The organism is uncultured Algimonas sp. (assembly GCF_947498175.1).
Classification (GTDB): Bacteria; Pseudomonadota; Alphaproteobacteria; order Caulobacterales; family Maricaulaceae; genus Litorimonas.
Genome location: NZ_CANMJB010000004.1, coordinates 257,035 through 275,865 on the forward strand (window position 1 = coordinate 257,035; position 18,831 = coordinate 275,865).

The following is an 18,831-nucleotide window of genomic DNA, read 5'->3' on the forward strand; positions in this document are numbered from 1 at the left end:
TGGGTCGAGAGCGGTACAAGTGTGCTGAAACGCCGTGCCAACGCTCCAGTCACGACAACAGCTATCATCATGTACGGTTCACTGGAGCCTGTCCAAGTCAGGCCGGGCGGCCGTCATAAACATCGCGGTGGACAGTACACTCATTGATCCGATCTCCGTGAACCCGGAATCGCTCAAAAGCTCTGCCCGGACGAAAGTGCGGCTTTGGATCGCAACCCTATTGACCGTCCTCGTTCTCGTGACGGCCGCTCTTGCCAGTTGGTGGCTTTTGGGCAGCGCGCCTGCTCCACAGACAGATCCTGCGCCGATCCCTGCGCCACTCGTCGAAACCGTACCGATCAGCCATGGCGAGGAGCCGATATCGGTCACCGGGTTCGGGACCATCATTCCTGCGCGCGAAGTGTCCATCAGTCCGCAGGTCGAAGGAGTCGTCATCGAGATATCGGACAATCTGGAGCCGGGCGGACTCGTGCGCGAAGACGAGATGCTATTCAGGATCGATCCGCAGGACATGGAATTGGAGGTCACGCAGGCCGAAGCCTTGGTCGCCCAAGCCGAATATGAGCTGACGCGAGAAGTGTCCGAAGCCGAAACGGCCCGTCAGGATTTCCAAGACCTGTTCCCCGACAGGCAAGACGAAAACATCTCGCCGCTTGCGCGCCGGGAGCCGCAGACAAGACGGGCGCAGGCGAACCTGGCCGCTGCCATGAGCCGCTTGGCCGAAGCCCGTCTGGCACTGTCCCGGACGGTCGTACGTGCGCCGTTCGATGCGGCAATCGTCGATGAAGATCTGGATGTTGGCGGTCGGGTCGATCCCGCAATGACGCCCTTGAGGCTCGTCGGCGACCGCGAATTCTGGATCATGGCATCGACTCCGTTGGCGGACCTTCGAAGATTGAGCGATGCGCAGGATCGATCGGTAGTCGTCACGATAAATCCGGGCACCGCGACGCCTTCCGTTCGCGAAGGTCGTTTTGTGCGGACATTGCCGTCCGTCGATCCTGAAGGGCGTTTAGGACGCATCCTTGTGTCCGTGGAGGATCCCCTTGGCTATCGCACGGAGGCCGTCGCCCTGACACTTGGCGGTTATGCGCGCGTCGATGTCGATGCGGGCTCTCTTGAAAACGCAATGCTCGTTCCGCGCGAGGCTGTGCGAGAAAACAACGTCGTCTGGGTTCGAGATGGACGCGGACAATTGCAGTTTCGAGACGCGGACATACTCTGGCACGGCCATGACACTGTCATCGCTCGGATCGACCATTTGCCTGGCGAAACTTTGATCGTGAGTTACCTCGACAATCCGCTGCCGGGTCAGTCGATCCGCGTCCGCGATGAGCCTGCCTATGGTTGATGTCGCGAAGACCTCTTACGCGGTAGAGCGCGACGATCCCGTCAGTTGGTTCGCCCGCAATTCCGTCGCCGCCAACCTCGTCATGCTGGCTCTATTGATCGGCGGTGCGTTCGCCGCACTTCAGATCAGACAGGAAGTCTAACCGAGCTTTCAGCTCGACTTTGTCGATGTGCAGATTGCCTATCCGGGCGCCACGCCTGCGGAAATAGAAACCAGCATCATTCTGCCGATCGAAGAAGCCGTCCGGACATTGAGTGTCTCGGGACGTGTCGAAGCGACGGCCAGCGAGGACAATGCGGCTATCGCCATAGAGCTGGCAGATGGCGCAGACGCCAACCGTGCCTTGCAGGATATTACCAGTGCCGTCAGCCGGATCGTTTCATTTCCAGAAGAGGCCGAAGAAACACTGATCGCCATCCGCGACGAGCGCACGCCGGTCAAATGGCTCGTCGTATCGGGTCCTCTGACGGAGCGCCAGATAACCAGCCTGGCCGAACGCATGCGTCGCGACCTATTGGCCACGCCGACCATTTCCCAGGTCGACATCACGCCGGCGCGGCGGCCCGAGATTACGTTCGAAATTCCGCAGGCCCGCCTCCGGGCGCTCGGACTCCGCCTCGACGAGGTCGCTGCGATCATCCGGGAAAATGCGCGCGACGGGGCCGGCGGCACGGTGCGTACACGTGGCGGAGACATTGTGCTGCGGGCGCAGGAACGACGCGACGCGGCGTCCGCCTATGGCGACATCCCGCTTATGGCCAGCGATGAAGGTGCGCCGATCCTGTTGCGGGATGTCGCCACGATTACGGATGGCTTCGAAGATGTCTCCTTTCGGAGTTTCTATAATGGCGGGCGCGGGACGTTCGTCTGGATCTATCAGAACGGCGACGAAAAACAGCTCGAAATCGCCGAAACGGTCGATGCCTATCTCGAAGAGCTGCGTCCGACTTTGCCGGACGGCATCGATATTGATGCGCTGCAGGACGAAGCGAGCCAATATAGGTCGCGCGTTCGGTTATTGATTAAGAACGGTCTCATAGGTCTGGCATTGGTGCTGGTCGTGTTGGGCCTGTTTCTGGAAGCCCGGCTCGCCTTCTGGGTCGCGGCGGGCATACCCCGACCCTTGTCGGGGCTTTGCTGCTGCTGCCGCTTTTCGGGGCGAGCGTGAACATGATCTCTCTGTTCGGATTCATCGTCACGCTCGGCATCGTCGTCGACGATGCCGTCATCGTCGGCGAGAACATCTTCCACAAGATGAACCAGGGACGCGGGCGCATGGACGCCGCCATCGAAGGAGCGCGGGAAATGGTGGTCCCGGTCTTCTTCGCTGTGGCGACGAATATCATCGCATTCTTGCCCTTGATGTTCGTGCCCGGCGAGACTGGGCGCTTCTTCGCGCCACTTCCCGCCGTGGTCACAGCTGTTTTCCTGATTTCGATTATCGAAGCCCTGTTCATCCTGCCGGCGCATATCGGACATGGCCGAAAAGCCGCCCACCGGACGCCGTCCTTTCCCGTTCGCATCCAGCGACGCTTCAGCGACGGGTTTGAGCGCATGGCGGACCGGATCGTGGCACCAATGGTTGCGAGTGCGATAAGATATCGGGGCCTGACGATCGCGACTGTGGCAGGGATTGTCGCCATCGGGATCGCCTACGGCCTCTCGGGACGCATACCCTACAGCTTTTCCCCTATCATCGCAGGCTTGCGTGTCGATGCGGAAGTGCAGACTGCCCCGGGAGCTCCTTTCGGCGACACGGTTCGCGTCGCCATGGCCGTCGAAGAGGCCGGTTTGCGCGCTGCCGAACAGTTGGGCGGTGTCGATCAGGTCTTGAAGGGACGCATGAACGTGATGGGCCGTCTCGGGGAAAATTGGGCCGACGTGAATTTCATCCTCGTGTAGCCGGAAGCCCGGTCGTTCGACCAGGCGGATTTTGCAAGGCTCTGGCGCCAGGAAATCGGCGACGTCACCGGGATCGACTCGCTTTACTTCGAATGGGAGGAAGGGCCGTCGAGCGGTTCCGGCCTTACGATCGAATTGAGCCATCCCAACCCGCGGTCTTTGGAAGCGGCCGCAGAACAACTCGCCGCCGCTCTGGCCCGGTTCGATGGGGTCACGGATGTGCGCGACGGTTATGCGAGCGGCAAGCCGACCCTGGACATCGAACTGCTTCCGGCCGGCCGCGCGCTGGGCCTAGCGACGGAGGATGTGTCGCGCCAGGTTCGGCATGCCTTTTTCGGGGCCGAGGCGCTCCGTCTGCAACGGGGCCGACACGAATTGCGGGTCATGGTCAAACTGCCGGAGGCCGAACGACGGCGTATCCATGATGTCGAAAACCTCATGATCCGGACACCCGACGGAGGGGAGGCCGTCTTAACGCAGCTTGCCAATCTCGAACCTGACCGGGCTTTCACGGAAATTATCCGAGTCGATGGGCGCCGCGTACTCGCTGTCACCAGCAACGTCGTGCCCGAAATCGTCAGCATGTCCAGGGTCAGATCGGTCATTGAATCGAGCGTGTTTCCGCAATTTCGGGCGAATTATCCAGAGCTCGAGATCGGATATGGAGGCCGTCAGCGCAAAGAAAGTCGCGCCATGGACCAGCTGTCCGTCGGATTGATCATCGCGGGTGTCGTCGTGTTCGGACTGCTGGCGGCCCTCTTGCGCAGTTACGGTCAGGCAGTTCTTGTGTTGACGGCTATCCCGGTTGCCGCAGCGGCCGCGATCGCGGGTCACGTGCTGCGCGGCAGTGACTTCTCGGTGGTCAGCCTGTTCGGCATCATCGCGCTCGGCGGGCTTGCCATCAATGGCAGCTTTGTCTTGGCTCAGGAATTCAATCGCTTGAGGCAGGCGGAAGAGATGGGTGTTCACACTGCAGCGGTTGGTGCAGCGCGGCGGCGGTTTCGACCGATCTTCCTGACCTCGGTCACCACGTTTGCTGGCCTGTCGCCCATGATATTCGAAACCGATCCGCAGGCGCTCTTCCTCGTGCCCATGGCGATCGCGCTGGGCTTCGGCACGTTGCTAAGCGGCATGGCGATTGTTTTCGTCCTACCATGCCTGCTTGTCGTTCACGCAGATCTGGCGGCTGCGTGGTCTCGAAAGACGATCCGCAAGATGGGCGACGGCCCGTCACGTCTTGTCGATGACAGCGCATGACATGCCGATCGAGCGGCGCACTCATGCATTGAAGCCTAGGCGAATTCCCTTATGGGGCAGTCAATCACGTTGGTTCCTATACCTGTATAAACTACCCTCTTTAACAGGGTGGGATTGTTGGTCAATTGGGGCTCAGACCGACGGAGAGATGTTCATGAAAATATTTGTCACGGGTGCGACAGGGTTCGTCGGGCGTGCTGTTTCTGGCGAATTGCAGCGCCGTGGCCATCACGTGACAGGTCTGGCTCGTAGCAGAGACTCAGCCGAGAAGCTCGCAAAGACCGGCATCGGAATCCATACCGGCGACATATCCGACCCTGCCACCATCGTCCCCGTTCTGAACGATGTCGACGCCGTCGTGCATACGGCTTTCGATCACGACTTTTCCCGATATGCGGACAATTGCGCTGCCGATGGCCGTCTGCTCGAGGCTGTGGTCCGACATCTGGAAGGAACGGACAAGATCCTTCTGGCGACCTCCGCCACGGTCGTGACAGGCGATGACACAGTCACCACTGAACATGACGTCGCTGTCGATCATGTTCCGCGTAGCGCATCCGAAGCCTTTCTCGAATTCTCGCATCGCGGGGTCCGGACGAATATCGTCCGCTTACCGCCGACTGTCCATGGATTCGGAGACAGCGCTTTCATCCCGGCCATGATCGCCAAGGCTCGGGAAAGCGGGTTATCGGCCTATATGGGAGACGGCGCCAATCGCTGGCCTGCCGTTCACCGCATGGATGCGGCACGGCTATTTTGCGACGCGGTCGAACAGGCGCGCTCCGGCGTGCGCTATCATGCCGTGGCCGAACCCGGCATCGCGTTCCGAACCATCGCGGAAGCGATTGGCGAGGGGTTAGGCTTCCCGGTTGAAAGCCTTTCCACCGAGCGCGCCGAAGACCATTTCGGCTGGTTGGCCATGTTCGCAGGTCTCGACAATCCGACATCGAGCGATTGGACGCGCGAGACGACAGGCTGGGAGCCACGGGAAAAGTCCTTGCTAGAGGATCTTGAGACCGGCGGGTATTTCAATCCGCCTCACCATTGAGGATATATCCATGTTTAAATCTGTTGCCTGTTCTATCGCGGCCCTGTGTCTGGCCGCCTGCTCCACGCTTCCGAGTGGAGCGGACTCTAGGCTTGTATCGCAGGACGTAGCAGGACTGGGTGTTGTCGATGCCCCGGACGTCATGGAAATCATTCCCTTCGACAGAGCCGTGAACCGTGATTTCCGCCCCCTCTACGAAGGCTATCCCGAAAGGCCGCACCTCCACACACTGGACGGCGATCCGGATCGGGGACCGTCACTCACTCTGTTCCGGTATAGTCGCAACTATGGCGGCAATCTTCATTATCACACGCACAGCTACCGCCTGTGGCTGATCGAGGGAGAGATGAAGCATTGGGACGCGAATGGGAGCGAGGCGAGAGCGGCCTTGCTTCGTCCGGGAGCCTATATCTATCAGCCTGCCAATCAGGCCCATGCCGCGAATTGCCTGACCGAGAGGTGCACGGCCTACGTTTTGTTCGACGGGCCGATCGAAACCGGACCGGCAGGGGATCACTGACATGTCGCACGCGCCGATACGATGTCTCTTCGTTAGAATGTCTGCCGCCGTCTTATCGGTGCTATCGCTGTTATACGGACCCTATGCGTTCGCACAGTCGGCCTGGATGGAGTCCGCCCCGCTGCCGTCACCGCGCCAGGAAATATACGCGACGACATTCGACGGGCGGATATACACGGCGGGCGGTCTGACGGATGGAGCGACTGTAGTAAAAGATGACTTTCTCGTTTATGACCCTGCAAATAACCGATGGGACCAACTTCCTGATCTTCCATCCGCCCGTCATCACATAACCTTATCGGCAGTGAATGGCGTCATCTATGCGTTGGGCGGCTTTTCCGGCGGTTTTCCGGGCTAGAGGCCGGAAGGCGAGGTTTTCGCTTTCGATATTGAGGCCGGTGAATGGAACCATCTGACCGAGTTGCCTGTCGCCAGAGGCGAACATGTTGCACATGTGGTCGATGGACGGCTCTATGTCATTGGTGGTCGCGTCGGTCGCACGGACATGGCTGCGACCTATTCGGAACACAGAGACACGAGTCGCATGGACGTTCTCGACATACGGACAGGAAAATGGTCGCGTGGACCCGACGCTCCGATAGCCCGCAACAGCGCGGCAAGCGCCGTGATCGACGGAAAAATCCATGTTGTCGGAGGGCGCCAATACCTGGAACAGCAGGACGGAACGGCCGCGAATGTCAATGTGGCATCACACGAAGTCTACGACCCGGAAACGGAACTCTGGTCGGCGATAGCTCCCCTGCCCATCGCCGCCGGTGCGCCTGCCGGTGCGAGTGCGGATGGAAAGATCTATGTCTTCGGCGGAGAGCAATGGGTTCCAACCCAAAAGGTGTTCGGCGCCGCTTGGGTCTACGATGCTGCGACGGATGAATGGGAGACGCTCCCCGATCTGAATGTCCCGCGTCATGGCTTGGCGGCTGCTGCAATCGGCGATCGCATATACGCAGTCGGCGGCGCGTCGAAGACAGGAGCGGGAGACGTCGCTCAGGTTGAAGTCCTGATGGCGATGGAAGGGCGCGAATAGCCGTTCGATGGAGTATAGGTGACGTATCGTTCTATCGCTTAGATGATGCTAGATCGCCGTCGCCTTTATTAGTAACAATTATGAGAAATTAAAAAGCGAGAGCCAAGCAGCAATCCCTGCGGATCAACCGCAGTGGCCAATTTGTTTTCGTCAAAGCTCGCTACGATAGTCTGCTCCGACGAGGTAATCCGCCGTTAAGTATATAGGTCCCATAAAAATACACCTCAAGCGCGCTCCGCAGATGTTCTTTTAAAACTTGCCAGTACAGATGCCTAAAGCCAATTGTTTTCAACTATCGACTGGCCGAACCGTAAACCTACAATACCCTCGAACTCGAGCTCATCAACTCGCACAGGTCACTCCAGAGATCTTGGGAGAAGTCATACGAAAGCATTGAAGCGGACAACTCATTGCTACACAGAGTCGTATGAAGGTTAAAAAGGAAGGTCTTCTCCCCCGATTAGAAGAAACGGACATAAAAGAGGCTTTTTGTCTAAGCTCGCCGATGGCGAGCTCTTTGTCAGCATTGTCGGGTCCTGATTAAAGTTGTAGCGAAGAGTATTTTGGTAAGGTGTGGAGACTGTAAGTGTTGTGTTGTTTTTTCTGAGTGCCACAGTCTATCAAGTTTCAAAAGGCGATCTAAACGTAGATGACGAACACCTCGCTGCATTGGCGCTCACGCGATCGCCTTCATTTCGATTGGCGGCGCTTCATTACTCACCTGGGGGCAATCATGGACCGTAAAGGCATAATTCTGGCAGGGGGGACTGGGTCTCGTCTGCATCCTTCAACAATCTCCGTCTCGAAGCAGCTGATGTCTGTCTTCGATAAGCCCATGATCTATTACCCTCTCTCCGTGCTGATGCAGGCTGGCATTCGCGAAATCATAATTATCACAACACCGCATGATTTCGCCGCCTTTAAAAACTTGCTGGGCGATGGAAAGCTTGGGGCATACAGATTACCTATGCGCGACAGCCCAGCCCGGATGGCCTAGCACAGGCGTTAATCATTGCGGAAGAGTTCCTAGACGGCAGTCCTAGCCTATTAATCTTAGGTGATAATCTGTTCTCTGGACAAGGCTTCAACGCGGCTTTGCAATCCGCTATGTCCGTGACGGTTGGGGCGACAGTGTTCGGCTTCCATGTCAAAAATCCATCGAATTATGGTGTCGTGGGGTTTGATAAGAACAAACGTGCCGTCTCCCTTGCCGAGAAACCCGAGAAACCCGAGAAACCCAAGAACCCCGCATCAAACTTCGCTGTGACAGGACTATATTTCTATGACTCAGATGCGCCGGCAATGGCAAAGAAGGTAAAGCCGTCCGCGCGTGGTGAGTTGGAGATAACCTCGCTCAACCAGCTCTATCTTGACGCTGGCAAGCTGAACGTCGAACTCCTGGAGGACGGTGCAACCTGGCTCGACACCGGCACGCACCGTTCGCTGCTGCAGGCTGCTCATTTCGTCAGCGTGATCGAGGAACGTCAAGGACTGCGGATCTGCTGCCCAGAAGCCATCGCGTTCGAAAAAGGGTGGATCGACGCCGAACAGCTTAAAGCGCTGGCCAAGCCGCTTGAAAAAAGCGGATATGGGCGCTTTCTCAATCATCTGGTCGATTGATTGCTCAAACAAGTCAAGGCTTACTGGACATCATGACCCTCGTACCGTCAGAGGCGTTCTCGCGGACACCTGTCAAGATCCAGGCCAAAAGTTCGGCTATGCCCGCACAACACAGCGGTATTGCCGTCGTGATCCCCTGCTATAAGGTGATCAAGCATGTGGACGATCTGTTCGGACGCTTCGGCCCCGAAGTCGATGCGATCTACGCCGTAGACGACCAGTGTCCAGAGGGCAGCGGGACCTACATCGAGAAAACTGGGACCGACCCGCGCGTGCGCGTGATCTACAATCCTGAAAATTTAGGCGTCGGGCGCGCCGTGCTCGACGGCATGAAAGCGGCGCGCGACGACGGCTACGCCATCGGGGTCAAGATCGACGGCGACGGCCAGATGGGCCCGGCCCTAATCCGCAAATTCGTCCGGCCTATCCAGATGGGGCTGGCGGACTACACTGAGGGCAACCGTTTCTACGATAAAGATGTCAGGCTTAACTCGGCGCGCACGCCCTGCAGTCTTTGGGTCAGGAAGTCGTGGTGTCCCATCCAGTGCTTGATGGAGCCGAACAGGTGCTCGACCGCGCCCTTGCGCAGGGCCATCACATCGGTGCGGACAGCGAGCCGCGCTGCCATGCGGTCAAGCACGGCCTCGCCCTCGTAGCGTACCAACTTGCGGAACTTTGCCTTAATTCAATGTGCGCGCATATCGCAGGTCCGGCAGGCTGAGCGGTTAACGTAGCTGATGGCTTTCGTGCCCCGCATTGCCTCTTTATAGCGTGGTAAAAGAGTCTCACCGCTGGGGTAGCTCAGCGTGTCAGTGGTCGCGTCGTAGGTGAAGGTGTCCTTCGGGAACAAGCCCGCCTTGATGCCTGGGCTACGGACGAGCTTGGCGACATAGGCCGCGGTCCCAGCCGCTTCGCATACTTTAGTGTGTTCGATCTTGTAGTAACTGCGGTCTGCAATGGATTCAATCGTGTGCACACCAAGGTTGTTCTCGGCCACCTCCGCTGTCTCGCACAGCAAGCCAAGATCGCTGACCTTGTTGTGCACCTGTGCTTCCACGATCATCCGGTGCTTGGCATCGACTGCAATCTAGGCATTGTGGCCGACGCCGATGCCGCTGGAGGCATGTATGGCTCTGGCATCGGGTCGGTGAGCGAGATCTGCGCCTCGCCGCTCGCCACCAACTCGGCGCGGGTGCTCTGCAACTCCGCGCGCTTCGCCCGGATGGACGCGATCTTCTCCCTTAGCCGCTAAATTTGCTGCGGTGGCTCGTCTTTGTCCCCGTCGCATTTGTCTGCCTTGTCCATCTCGGCCAGGTATTATCAGCTTTTGTCGCTTTCGGTCATGGTCTTCTCCATCTTCGCACCCGTATAACTGCGGTGTCGGCTTTTGACCACTTTAAGCTTGGTGCCATCCATTGCGATCATCTCACCGCTATAGAGGTCCAGACCGCAGTATAGTGCCACGAACTCGCGGAACACTAGCCGGTAGGCAGAACGCTTAATCTGGTGGAAATCTGCGATCTTCTTGTAGTCCGGCCGGAGCTGGCGCAGCAGCCAGATGACCTCCAGGTTTCGGTGGGTCTCGGCTTCAAGCTTTCGGCTCGATCGGATGTGGTTGAGATAGCTATAGACGTAGAACTTGAGCAAGTCGCACGGGTCCGTAGCCTTGATATGCCCCAGAACTTCTCGAAGAGCGTCCAAAGGTTCGAGAAGTCCTTGTTCGCGCTGTTGGCATGCTTCGGCTTCGAGCCATTGGTGGGATTAACGCGACTGCTCCATCAGTCGAAAAACCTGCTTGGCGTGTGTGCGGGTGATCTGGTCCATTGGGAGGTCGCCGCACAGCGACATGCAGTTTTCACAGCTACTGTTTTGCCTTGGTCTAGTCGCGGAGTTGTGCCGCTGACTTACCCTATTTTCCACTGGACAGATCGTGTCACAGCATAACTGAAAAGCTTGCTGATTGAAAGCGTTGTCGGCTTCGCCAAGCCGAGATATGCGTCCGACTTTATTGTCGCGGAGGAAGATGCAATGTCGATCCCTCATAAGCGCTTGATGATCTCTTCTAGGCTGGTGTCGCTCGCAAGTCTTCAGTAGGGATGTAGATCATCCCTTGAACATCGCTCGGGATCGCGCGGCCTCGTAGGCATTTGCGCCAAGGTTTCCCCATCCGGAAGAGACTTCCAGAACGCATCGTCCGCCGCAGCCAAAGCATCCCTACGAGCCCGCGCAACTTCTATCGAGCTTGTAGCAAAAGCATTTCGAATGGTCTTACGAGTGTCCAGTTCTTGGTACGCGAGAGGAGCACGCCGGTTGTAGCTCCAGAAGCCTTGCCCGCGTTTGAGGTATTGGTTCAGCCGTTTTAAAACAGGCATAATATAGCACACGAGGTAACACGTCATGTGGTAAACAAGTCTAGGAAATCGGAGGTTGAAAGAGCCCTGATGAGGAAACTTCTAGTGATTTCAGAAACTTGTCCGGTTCGTGAACCCTGAAAATGGTGCCCCCACACGGAACGATACCGAGGGGAAGAAAATATAATTCAGTGACATATAGCGGTCAAGTTGTGATTTGTATCACATCACACGATTGGTATGTGGCACATATGCTCACACTTCTTGTGAGGTGCAGAAGTCAGACCGCTTGTGCTGCTGCTGACCTGCCCCCTGAAAAGTGGTCCGGTTTGAAAGTTAGAGTTTTTGGCTATTTTGGGCTTGAAGGAGCACGATATGGCGAAGAAACGCTACACACCTGAACAGATCATCGCGAAGCTCAGAGAGGCCGATGTCCGGCTCGCTGCTGGCGAGAAAACGAATGCTATCTGTCGAGCGCTTGGCATTACCGAGCAGACTTACTATCGATGGCGACGTGAGTACGGCGGCCTCAAGGTTGACCAGGCGCGGCGTTTAAAGGCGCTGGAGAAGGAGAACCTTCGGCTCCGCAAGGCGGTCTCCGACCTTACCTTGGATGCCATGATCTTGAAAGATCGGAGGCGCAGCCGGAGGGTCGAGGGAAAGTACTAGGCCCTTCGCGTCGCCAGCACCGTTCCACCCAGAGAAAGCCGTGCCGTCCGAGGACAGACGAAGCAGCTCTCACGGCCGCCATTATCCGCTTGGCCGAGCAGTATGGACGATATGGTTATCACCGCATCACGGCTTTGCTTCGCCGTGAGGGGTGGACGGTGAACGCCAAGCGGGTGGAAACGGATCTGGCGACGCGAAGGGCTCAAGGTTCCGCAAAAGCAGCCCAAACGGGGTAGGCTCTGGTTCAATGATGGGTCCTGCATCCGGCTGCGGCCGCAGCATGCAGGACACGTCTGGTCGTATGACTTCGTGTCGGACCGAACCCATGACGGCCGCGCGTTCCGCATGCTCACGGTCATTGACGAGCACACCAGAGAGTGCTTGGCCATCCACGCGCAAAGGAAACTGAAGCATGATGACGTGCTGGCCGTGTTGACAGATCTGTTCACCTAGAGAGGCGCACCGCAGCACATCCGGTCGGACAATGGCGCAGAGTTCACGGCCCAGGCCGTGCGGGACTAGCTGGGCCGGCTCGGCGTGAAGACGCTCTAATAGAGCCAGGGTCGCCTTGGGAGAACGGATACAATGAGAGCTTTAACGGCAAGCTCAGAGATGAACTGCTGAATGGAGAAATCTGCTACAGCCTGAAGGAAGCGCAACTCCTCATCGAACGCTGGCGACAGCACTACAACACTGTTCGGCCGCATAGCTCTGTGGGATACCGACCTCCGGCACCCAAAACGATCTTGCCTCGCCCATCCGGGCCGACCTACACTGCGTTCCGGTCGACCCAGATGGGCGACCCTAACCGCCGAGCTCTAACTTAGCGGATGGACCACCTCATGGGGGCAGGTCAGTATCGTGCACGAACATGGCTCATAAAACTCGCAAATCAAGCAGAGAGGCTCTTAGCTTGAAGTTTTATTATACTTTTCATAAACGTAAGTCCGTTCTCGGTTGTATGCGCTGATTTACATATTACACTGCTCTTCCAAAAATCCTATAATTCGCCCTAATGATCAAAAAGCATAGTTTGTGTCCAAAACCAGTATACGACTATCGGTGTTTCTCGAATCCGCCTTATGGCTAGCGCGCTGCGCAAGATCTCGGATCCCTCTCTATTTCGGAGAAAACGCTAGAATTTCACAAGCTCATGCTAATGCGGCATTGAAGGTTATATTCGATATCGAAGCCGGGAAAACGCCGAGACTGCGTGCATTCGCGCGCTATGCGAATACATATCGCAGCCACCATAGCCGCCTTAGATTACTAAAGCGATGGAACCGAAATCGTTTCGACGAAGAACGCGTCGACACTTTCTGGGAAAAAGCGACGCTTTGCGAAGGAAGTCTGGACAGAAATTCCGCCGGATTGGTCAAACTGTTAGAAGCGCAACGTTCTAGTTCATATGCCAAATCTCCAATCGTTTCAAGATTCCGTTCGTCGATACCATCGGAACGAAGAAAGCCACAAACGAATAAAATTATACTTGTCGCATCATCGCACGTTACGGCCGAGCGATTGGATGTCCTATCTTCCCAAGACGTTGATGATATTGCCGTAATATCCACTCGATGGGGAGACTCTAGGGCCCTGGCGGCTCGAGTCGCCCGCATCTTCCCGCGGAAATCCGTGTCAGTCGCAGTCGACATCGCCGATATCGCCACTCGTTGGGGGTCGGTTTCCACCAAGGCCAACCACGCCGCATCAGTCATGGCTGACCGCTACGGTGCAGCGATCGCCGACCGATTACCGGGACAGGGGTGGCCTTCATGCGACGATTCATTCCGTACGGTTCTGGGCGAGCATATTTCCGACGTGTTGTATCGGTTCATCCAATCTGTGACCTTGCTTCGCGCGGCTTTGCGGGACTGCGATCCATGTCGAAGCCAGTTCTGTGCGGTGGAGTCTTATTTGCCGGCACTTGCCGTCGCTCGCCTTGGCGCGGAACCATCGGTGCCGATCTGGCTCGATCTCGTCCCCCCGCCCCGACCCGAAAAATCGGCACTGCAGGATTCGCTGGATAGAAAACGACGTCGGCTGAGCCGCGCGCTTCGCAAGAGACTGCCACGGTCGACAATCTCCCGACCTGTCTTCCTGTTTTCCATGTCATCCCGCATGGAAATCTACAATAACAGTGTCACCGACATCGCCCAGGCCGCCGCTACCGCACACTGCGCGTTCCTCGACTTCGACTCCACCGCACCCCGCAATCCGGACAGTTTGCAGAGCGTTCTGTCGTTCGCAGAGTTTCCAAAAGATGCCGATGCGGCCGATGCCGTGATTCGTGCGGCGGTCGATGCATTGGAGGATTGTCCCGAACTCGTCCCTCTTTTCTCGATACTCCGTCCGCAACTGGAAGCCGCGACGCCGTATCTAATGGGCCTCCATGCTCTTCGACTGGAAAGCGAGAAAGAATTGCTTGCTTTGACAAATGCAGTGGTTGTCGGCTGCCCGGCTCGCGAGGCCGGCTTTCGCACCCTTGGCCTCGCAGCAAAGGCGGCAGGTCATGCTACAGCCGATCTCCAAGTTCTTCTAACCGGCGCGTCGGGCCGTTACCGCCCCCCGGTCGCCGATATGTGTCTCCTGACAGACCGATATACAGCCGAAGACTATGCAACGGACTTTGCGGTTGCATCCGACCACATATCCGTCGTCGGTTCGCTCATGGCCGACCGGGAACTCGCCGACATCGTCCCATCGGGGTCACGCGGGGCCTTCAACATTCTGCTGGCTGCACAACCCCTGTCGCAGCACGCCATGAAAAGCTGGTTGGATGCATTGGGGAGGTATTGTCACACTCGGTCGAACACGCGTGTGATCTTGCGCGCCCACCCTGCGCAGGATGCGACAAGGCGGGCTTGGATGCTCGACCGCCTGAGGCGTTCAGCTGGATCCACGCAAGTCGTTATGTCATCCGCTCCGCGTGTCGGCGGCGATCTGGCTGACGCGAACGTCCTTGTCACGTTCTATTCCAATGTCGCGCTTCTGGCCGGAGCGCTTGGCATCCCAGCGCTTGCCCTGGATCATCCGGTCCGCGGTCGGATCGTCGACTTCGACCGGCGCGGCGCGGCACATCATATCGCCAGCAAGGAAGCATTGCATCGCGAACTCGACGCAATCAAGGGGTCCGACGAACCTTGGAGACCGGAGTTGCGCAAGCGGTTCGATACGCGCTATGGTGACGGCCGTGCCGCCGAACGTATTGTATCGGTCTTGCGTAGTTTAGCGAAGAAAAATGGGCGGACACCGCATGCGTCGGATTAGCGCCGCTCTTCACAGGCACACGATAGACACAGATACGCTGGCGAGCCTGCGGGCTTTTCTGAAAACCATTCTGCGCGACGATGCCGCACGGATCGTTTATGTATCGATGCTCAGCATGCTCGGTGCAATATCCCAGATCGGATTCGCCTATCTCTTGTTTCGACTCGTGACAGGCCGCGAAATACAGATCGGATCATTCGTCTTTGAACAAAATGTCCTGGCTGTCGGTTTGGCTGTCCTAGGCGCACTCGCCGCGATCCTGCCCTTTCTGACACAACGTGCTATAATTCAGGCCACCACGAAATATTTGGCTGCGAATGTGCGGTGGATGCGCGGAAAACTCGCAGATCTTGAAAGTCGCTATAGGATTCTGAGTTCGGGTCTTACACAATCGGAGATCACCCGCCTCATGTCGTCCGAAGCTCGCTATGCGAGCCTGGCCTATGCATCTGTGCTGCAGATCATTTTTCCGGGACTGCTTTTTCTAGCCTGTTACGGCGCACTCTGGATCATAAACCCGATGTGGACCTTCATCGTATCCGTCCTTATCGTTCCTTTTCTGGCATTGAGCGCCTTTGTGGTTCTCACTGGCATCGCCCGAAACGAGGAACTTCGGGCCGCATCGATTGCGCATAGTCGGGCGGCGGCCGCATTCGTTGCCGGAGTGAATCGCCATTTCTCCGCCAATCGATGGGGCAACACACTCGCACAATCCGCCGACGATTCCTATGATGAAACATACGTTTCAGCCTACGGCCATCGCTTGTCGTTGGGCATCCTCCTGACCCTTGTCATGGATACCTTAACATTCGTGATTGTCGCCATAGTGGCGCTCTTGATCGTTTTCGGACGCATCGATCTCACGGAGGTGGCCGCCGTGCTGATATACGGCCTCATTTTGCGTTTCGGGATCGGAAAGCTGAGCGGCTGTGTCAATCAATCCGTGTCCGTTGTCAGCCAGCTTCCCTATTATGGGAGTTTCATCCGGCTGAAATCCAACCTGCGCGACACTTCTATAACGCCCACCACAGCCAAGAGACTGGTTCCACCGCCCGCTTCCGTGATTTACGTCCATCCCGATGGTGCATCCTGGTCCGTTGCGCAGAGCTATATGCGCCATGTCCTTCAGGGTGGAACAAGCGTAATCGATGTCCAGACTGCAGCCTTGCTGGCTTCGAACTACCCGCCATTGTTCGAGAATTATCAAAACACGCTGCAATTGTCTCCTCAAATGCTGAAATCCCGCATTCTCGAAGCCTTTCCACAAAGCGCACGCCGAGCCGAAGACTTTGAGAAACTCATGGCTTTGAAAGATGCGCCATTGACCCAAGCCCGATTGCAGTCTCTGCCTCCGCCGGTCCGTTTCTTGATTGCAGTGCGCTACGCTAAGCGCAACGGCTTCGCCAAACGGTTGATTCTGGTGGATGCTGGCGATTACATCCGACTTACGCCTGAAGAACGTGTCTGGCTGGACGGAGAGTTAAGAGACGCACATACTGTTTACGTTTGCGCCAACCCTGCACTCGCTCCACGTGTCGGAGCCGACCTGCCGGTTCTAGTATGGGACTCCGAGAGCATCCAGAGGTTTGAAGACGCCGCTTCGATGTTGCAGTTGGTTCGAGAACTCGGCAAGGAAAATTCCGAAACAATTGGAGATGATGACGAACATGAGTGAACTCAGTCTCGACACAGCTCCTGGTGCACGACCGATTGAGGATGTATCGGAAGAGGAAGCAATGCGCCGGACTATGGTCTGGATTGACCCAACGCGGAATTTCGACGGATTGTTTACGGCGTTGCAATCAATAGAGAACAAGCTTCATCACCCGCCATTCTATTTCATCGCCAGCAAGGTGCGTAGTGTCATCGCAACGGAAATGGCCGAACGAGGCCTGGAAATCGCGGACCGCATCGTCGAATATCGAACAATCAACAGTGATTACGACGCCACTCTCTACGCCAAGGGCATGGAGTTTGCCATCCATACCTTTGAAGCGCTTCAGTCCGCTTATCGCGATGGGTATGGCACGCCATTGTGGAAGCTCGCGCCTGAAATGCAGGAGCCTTTTTCCATCGGCATGATGGACCGCTTGGTCTCCCAGATGCGGCCTCTGCTGGAATTACGGATCGCAATGGGAGAAGTTGACGCAACGCAGCTTATATATCTCATTAGACCCTCGCCATATGGCTACGCCATATACCGAAGTGCGTTTGCCATGCTCGAAGACATAGATGTGATTGCAAATTTTCAGCACAATGCTGAACGTGCGGCCGTACACCACATGAAAGCCTCGCTGGATACCGTCTCGGCCGTACCTGCAAAGTTGCACGACTTACCAATCCCGAGGCCGGACACTCCGCCCAAAAGCGGCCGGGTGATCATCAGTACCAATCTCATGGACCATCAGTACCGCATGACCAGCGCGCCCGTGATCGTCGCTCTTGTCGATAAAGCCGATATGATCGTCGCGGACTCTCGACCGACCGATACGCAGGCATTTGTAACACAGTTTTCGCTCGAATCCGCATTGGCCTCTGGACGGCTAAACCTCTGTTCGAAACATCCCGACCCGACACGACATAAAACCCTCGGTCCCAATCGCGAGATCATCGCGCTGGTTGCAGATAGTTTGGAAGACCATATTTCGTCCGACGATAATCCGACCTATCGGGCTTTCGCTCATGTATTGTCCGATTACCTTCGGGTATACGGATTGGCTTTCATTCGTTCGATCGTACATCTCGAACAAGCTTGGTCCCCACATGTGGCAAAAGCCAAACGTGTGGTCGTAACGCCTGGACGCACCATAGAGTCAGGCGTCCTTACGCAGTTAGCACGGCGTCATAACGTTCCTTCCGTCGAAATACAGAGCGGGACCTTGTCCAGAAATCCTCGCTATATCCGACCGCAAGCCGACTATGTCCTATCGATCGAATCCTTGTCCGAAGGCGTATATCGCGACTATTTGGGGTTTCCGGGAGAACGCATCAAAACGGTAGGCGGCCCCAAGTTGGAGTATGATATTTTTCCCATGCGCGGCGTGACCCGGGACGAAATTCTAGTCGATCATCCTCGTTTGTCAGGATTGGGTGATGACAGGGCAGTGGTGATGTTAGCTTCCCAGCCTATCGGATTGGACAAGGCCGCAGCAATTTTCGAAATGCTGGCAGCCGGAATCGCTGGAGCACGGCAACCCTATACCCTTCTGTGCAAGCCGCATCCGAACGAGGTTCCCGCCTATCGGTCCCGATATCGAGAGCTGGCAAAGGCGGCCGGTATCGATTGTATCATAGACACGGAGCTCAACGCCCTCGAAGCGGTAAGCGTGTCTGACATTGTTACGACCTATTTCTCCACAGTAGGCCTTGAAGCATTTGCGCTAGGCAAACCTGTTCTGGTAATCAATCCCTTCGGGACAAGGACACCCTTTGATTTAAATGAACTGGGTGTGGCGCACGAAACAAAGACGGCTGAAGAAGTGACGGAAGCGCTTCATGCGTTCGAACAAGGCCAATTAGAAGACCTGGATTCGGCTCCGAGCCTACTTTGTCTCCGGGACGGATTGACGCTGGAACGAACGACGGAATTCATTCTCTCGCCGGATAGGGTGCCCACACGGCCTCTTCCGCCTAGAGCATGGACGGAAGTCGCGTGGTCATGGGCAAATCGCTTGCATTACACTACATCTCGTCTCGTCAAACATCGCTTGCATCACACCAAATCTCGTATTGTAAAATATCGAAGACTTTGATCTAAGCTTTCAACTATTTTCCAAAGCCGTACTAACTTCAGAGCATTAT

The 18,831-nt window shown here is 56.6% G+C and carries 15 protein-coding genes and 3 pseudogenes; 16 read left to right on the forward strand and 2 right to left on the reverse strand.

Translation table 11 applies throughout. The annotated features are described in order from the left end of the window. The first annotated feature begins 127 nt into the window (after positions 1-127). The 11 genes and pseudogenes from Q0718_RS08285 to Q0718_RS08330 all read left to right on the forward strand — a co-directional run bounded on the left by Q0718_RS08285 (position 128) and on the right by Q0718_RS08330 (position 9,399). A complete protein-coding gene (locus tag Q0718_RS08285) occupies positions 128-1,351 on the forward strand; it encodes an efflux RND transporter periplasmic adaptor subunit (RefSeq protein ID WP_298916220.1) in 1,224 nt (407 codons plus the stop codon). Further along, positions 1,344-1,493: a hypothetical protein gene (locus tag Q0718_RS08290; protein WP_298916223.1), complete on the forward strand. Its 150-nt coding sequence runs from the start codon at positions 1,344-1,346 to the stop codon at positions 1,491-1,493. The genes Q0718_RS08285 and Q0718_RS08290 overlap by 8 nt, the downstream gene beginning before the upstream one ends. Before the next feature lie 12 nt (positions 1,494-1,505). Next, a pseudogene (locus tag Q0718_RS08295) lies at positions 1,506-2,519 on the forward strand (efflux RND transporter permease subunit); the annotation flags it as partial. A 2-nt stretch (positions 2,520-2,521) separates the two neighbouring features. Beyond that, a complete protein-coding gene (locus tag Q0718_RS08300; protein WP_298916226.1) occupies positions 2,522-3,253 on the forward strand; it encodes an efflux RND transporter permease subunit in 732 nt (243 codons plus the stop codon). Between the two features lie 135 nt (positions 3,254-3,388). Next, complete coding sequence (locus Q0718_RS08305; RefSeq protein ID WP_298916229.1) at positions 3,389-4,510, forward strand: efflux RND transporter permease subunit; 1,122 nt, start codon at positions 3,389-3,391, stop codon at positions 4,508-4,510. Positions 4,511-4,664: 154 nt separating this feature from the next. After that, positions 4,665-5,558, forward strand: coding sequence for an SDR family oxidoreductase (locus Q0718_RS08310; protein WP_298916232.1), 894 nt, complete (start codon positions 4,665-4,667; stop codon positions 5,556-5,558). Positions 5,559-5,700: 142 nt separating this feature from the next. Beyond that, positions 5,701-6,078, forward strand: coding sequence for a hypothetical protein (locus tag Q0718_RS08315; RefSeq protein WP_298916235.1), 378 nt, complete (start codon positions 5,701-5,703; stop codon positions 6,076-6,078). A 106-nt stretch (positions 6,079-6,184) separates the two neighbouring features. Further along, positions 6,185-6,436 carry a kelch repeat-containing protein gene (locus Q0718_RS13685; protein WP_366523853.1) on the forward strand — a complete coding sequence of 84 codons (252 nt, stop codon included), beginning with the start codon at positions 6,185-6,187 and terminating at the stop codon, positions 6,434-6,436. Between the two features lie 63 nt (positions 6,437-6,499). Next, positions 6,500-7,123, forward strand: coding sequence for a kelch repeat-containing protein (locus Q0718_RS08320; protein WP_298916238.1), 624 nt, complete (start codon positions 6,500-6,502; stop codon positions 7,121-7,123). Between the two features lie 733 nt (positions 7,124-7,856). After that, positions 7,857-8,743, forward strand: a pseudogene (gene rfbA / locus Q0718_RS08325) (glucose-1-phosphate thymidylyltransferase RfbA). Between the two features lie 98 nt (positions 8,744-8,841). After that, the gene (locus tag Q0718_RS08330) at positions 8,842-9,399 is read left to right on the forward strand and encodes a glycosyltransferase (RefSeq protein WP_298916241.1); all 558 of its coding nucleotides are present in this window, start codon (positions 8,842-8,844) and stop codon (positions 9,397-9,399) included. 29 nt (positions 9,400-9,428) lie between these two features. Here Q0718_RS08330 and Q0718_RS08335 read toward each other — a convergent pair whose 3' ends face one another. Next, positions 9,429-9,806 (reverse strand): hypothetical protein, encoded by a 378-nt coding sequence (locus Q0718_RS08335; RefSeq protein ID WP_298916244.1) that lies wholly within the window; start codon positions 9,804-9,806, stop codon positions 9,429-9,431. 3 nt (positions 9,807-9,809) lie between these two features. Here Q0718_RS08335 and Q0718_RS08340 point away from each other — a divergent pair, with 3 nt between their 5' ends. Beyond that, entirely contained in the window at positions 9,810-9,995 is a 186-nt protein-coding gene (locus Q0718_RS08340) for a hypothetical protein (RefSeq protein ID WP_298916247.1), read from the forward strand. 68 nt (positions 9,996-10,063) lie between these two features. Here the strand turns inward: Q0718_RS08340 and Q0718_RS08345 are convergent, their stop codons facing one another. Continuing rightward, a complete protein-coding gene (locus Q0718_RS08345; protein WP_298916250.1) occupies positions 10,064-10,444 on the reverse strand; it encodes a transposase in 381 nt (126 codons plus the stop codon). A 1,025-nt stretch (positions 10,445-11,469) separates the two neighbouring features. Between Q0718_RS08345 and Q0718_RS08350 the strand changes: the two are divergent. The 4 genes and pseudogenes from Q0718_RS08350 (at position 11,470) to Q0718_RS08365 (ending at position 18,782) form a co-directional block, all read left to right on the forward strand. Beyond that, positions 11,470-12,590, forward strand: a pseudogene (locus Q0718_RS08350) (IS3 family transposase). Positions 12,591-13,476: 886 nt separating this feature from the next. Then, positions 13,477-15,030: a hypothetical protein gene (locus tag Q0718_RS08355; protein ID WP_298916252.1), complete on the forward strand. Its 1,554-nt coding sequence runs from the start codon at positions 13,477-13,479 to the stop codon at positions 15,028-15,030. Next, the gene (locus Q0718_RS08360; protein WP_298916255.1) at positions 15,002-16,705 is read left to right on the forward strand and encodes a hypothetical protein; all 1,704 of its coding nucleotides are present in this window, start codon (positions 15,002-15,004) and stop codon (positions 16,703-16,705) included. Before Q0718_RS08355 ends, Q0718_RS08360 begins: the two co-directional genes overlap by 29 nt. Continuing rightward, the gene (locus Q0718_RS08365; protein WP_298916257.1) at positions 16,686-18,782 is read left to right on the forward strand and encodes a hypothetical protein; all 2,097 of its coding nucleotides are present in this window, start codon (positions 16,686-16,688) and stop codon (positions 18,780-18,782) included. The genes Q0718_RS08360 and Q0718_RS08365 overlap by 20 nt, the downstream gene beginning before the upstream one ends. The last annotated feature ends 49 nt before the right edge of the window (positions 18,783-18,831 follow it).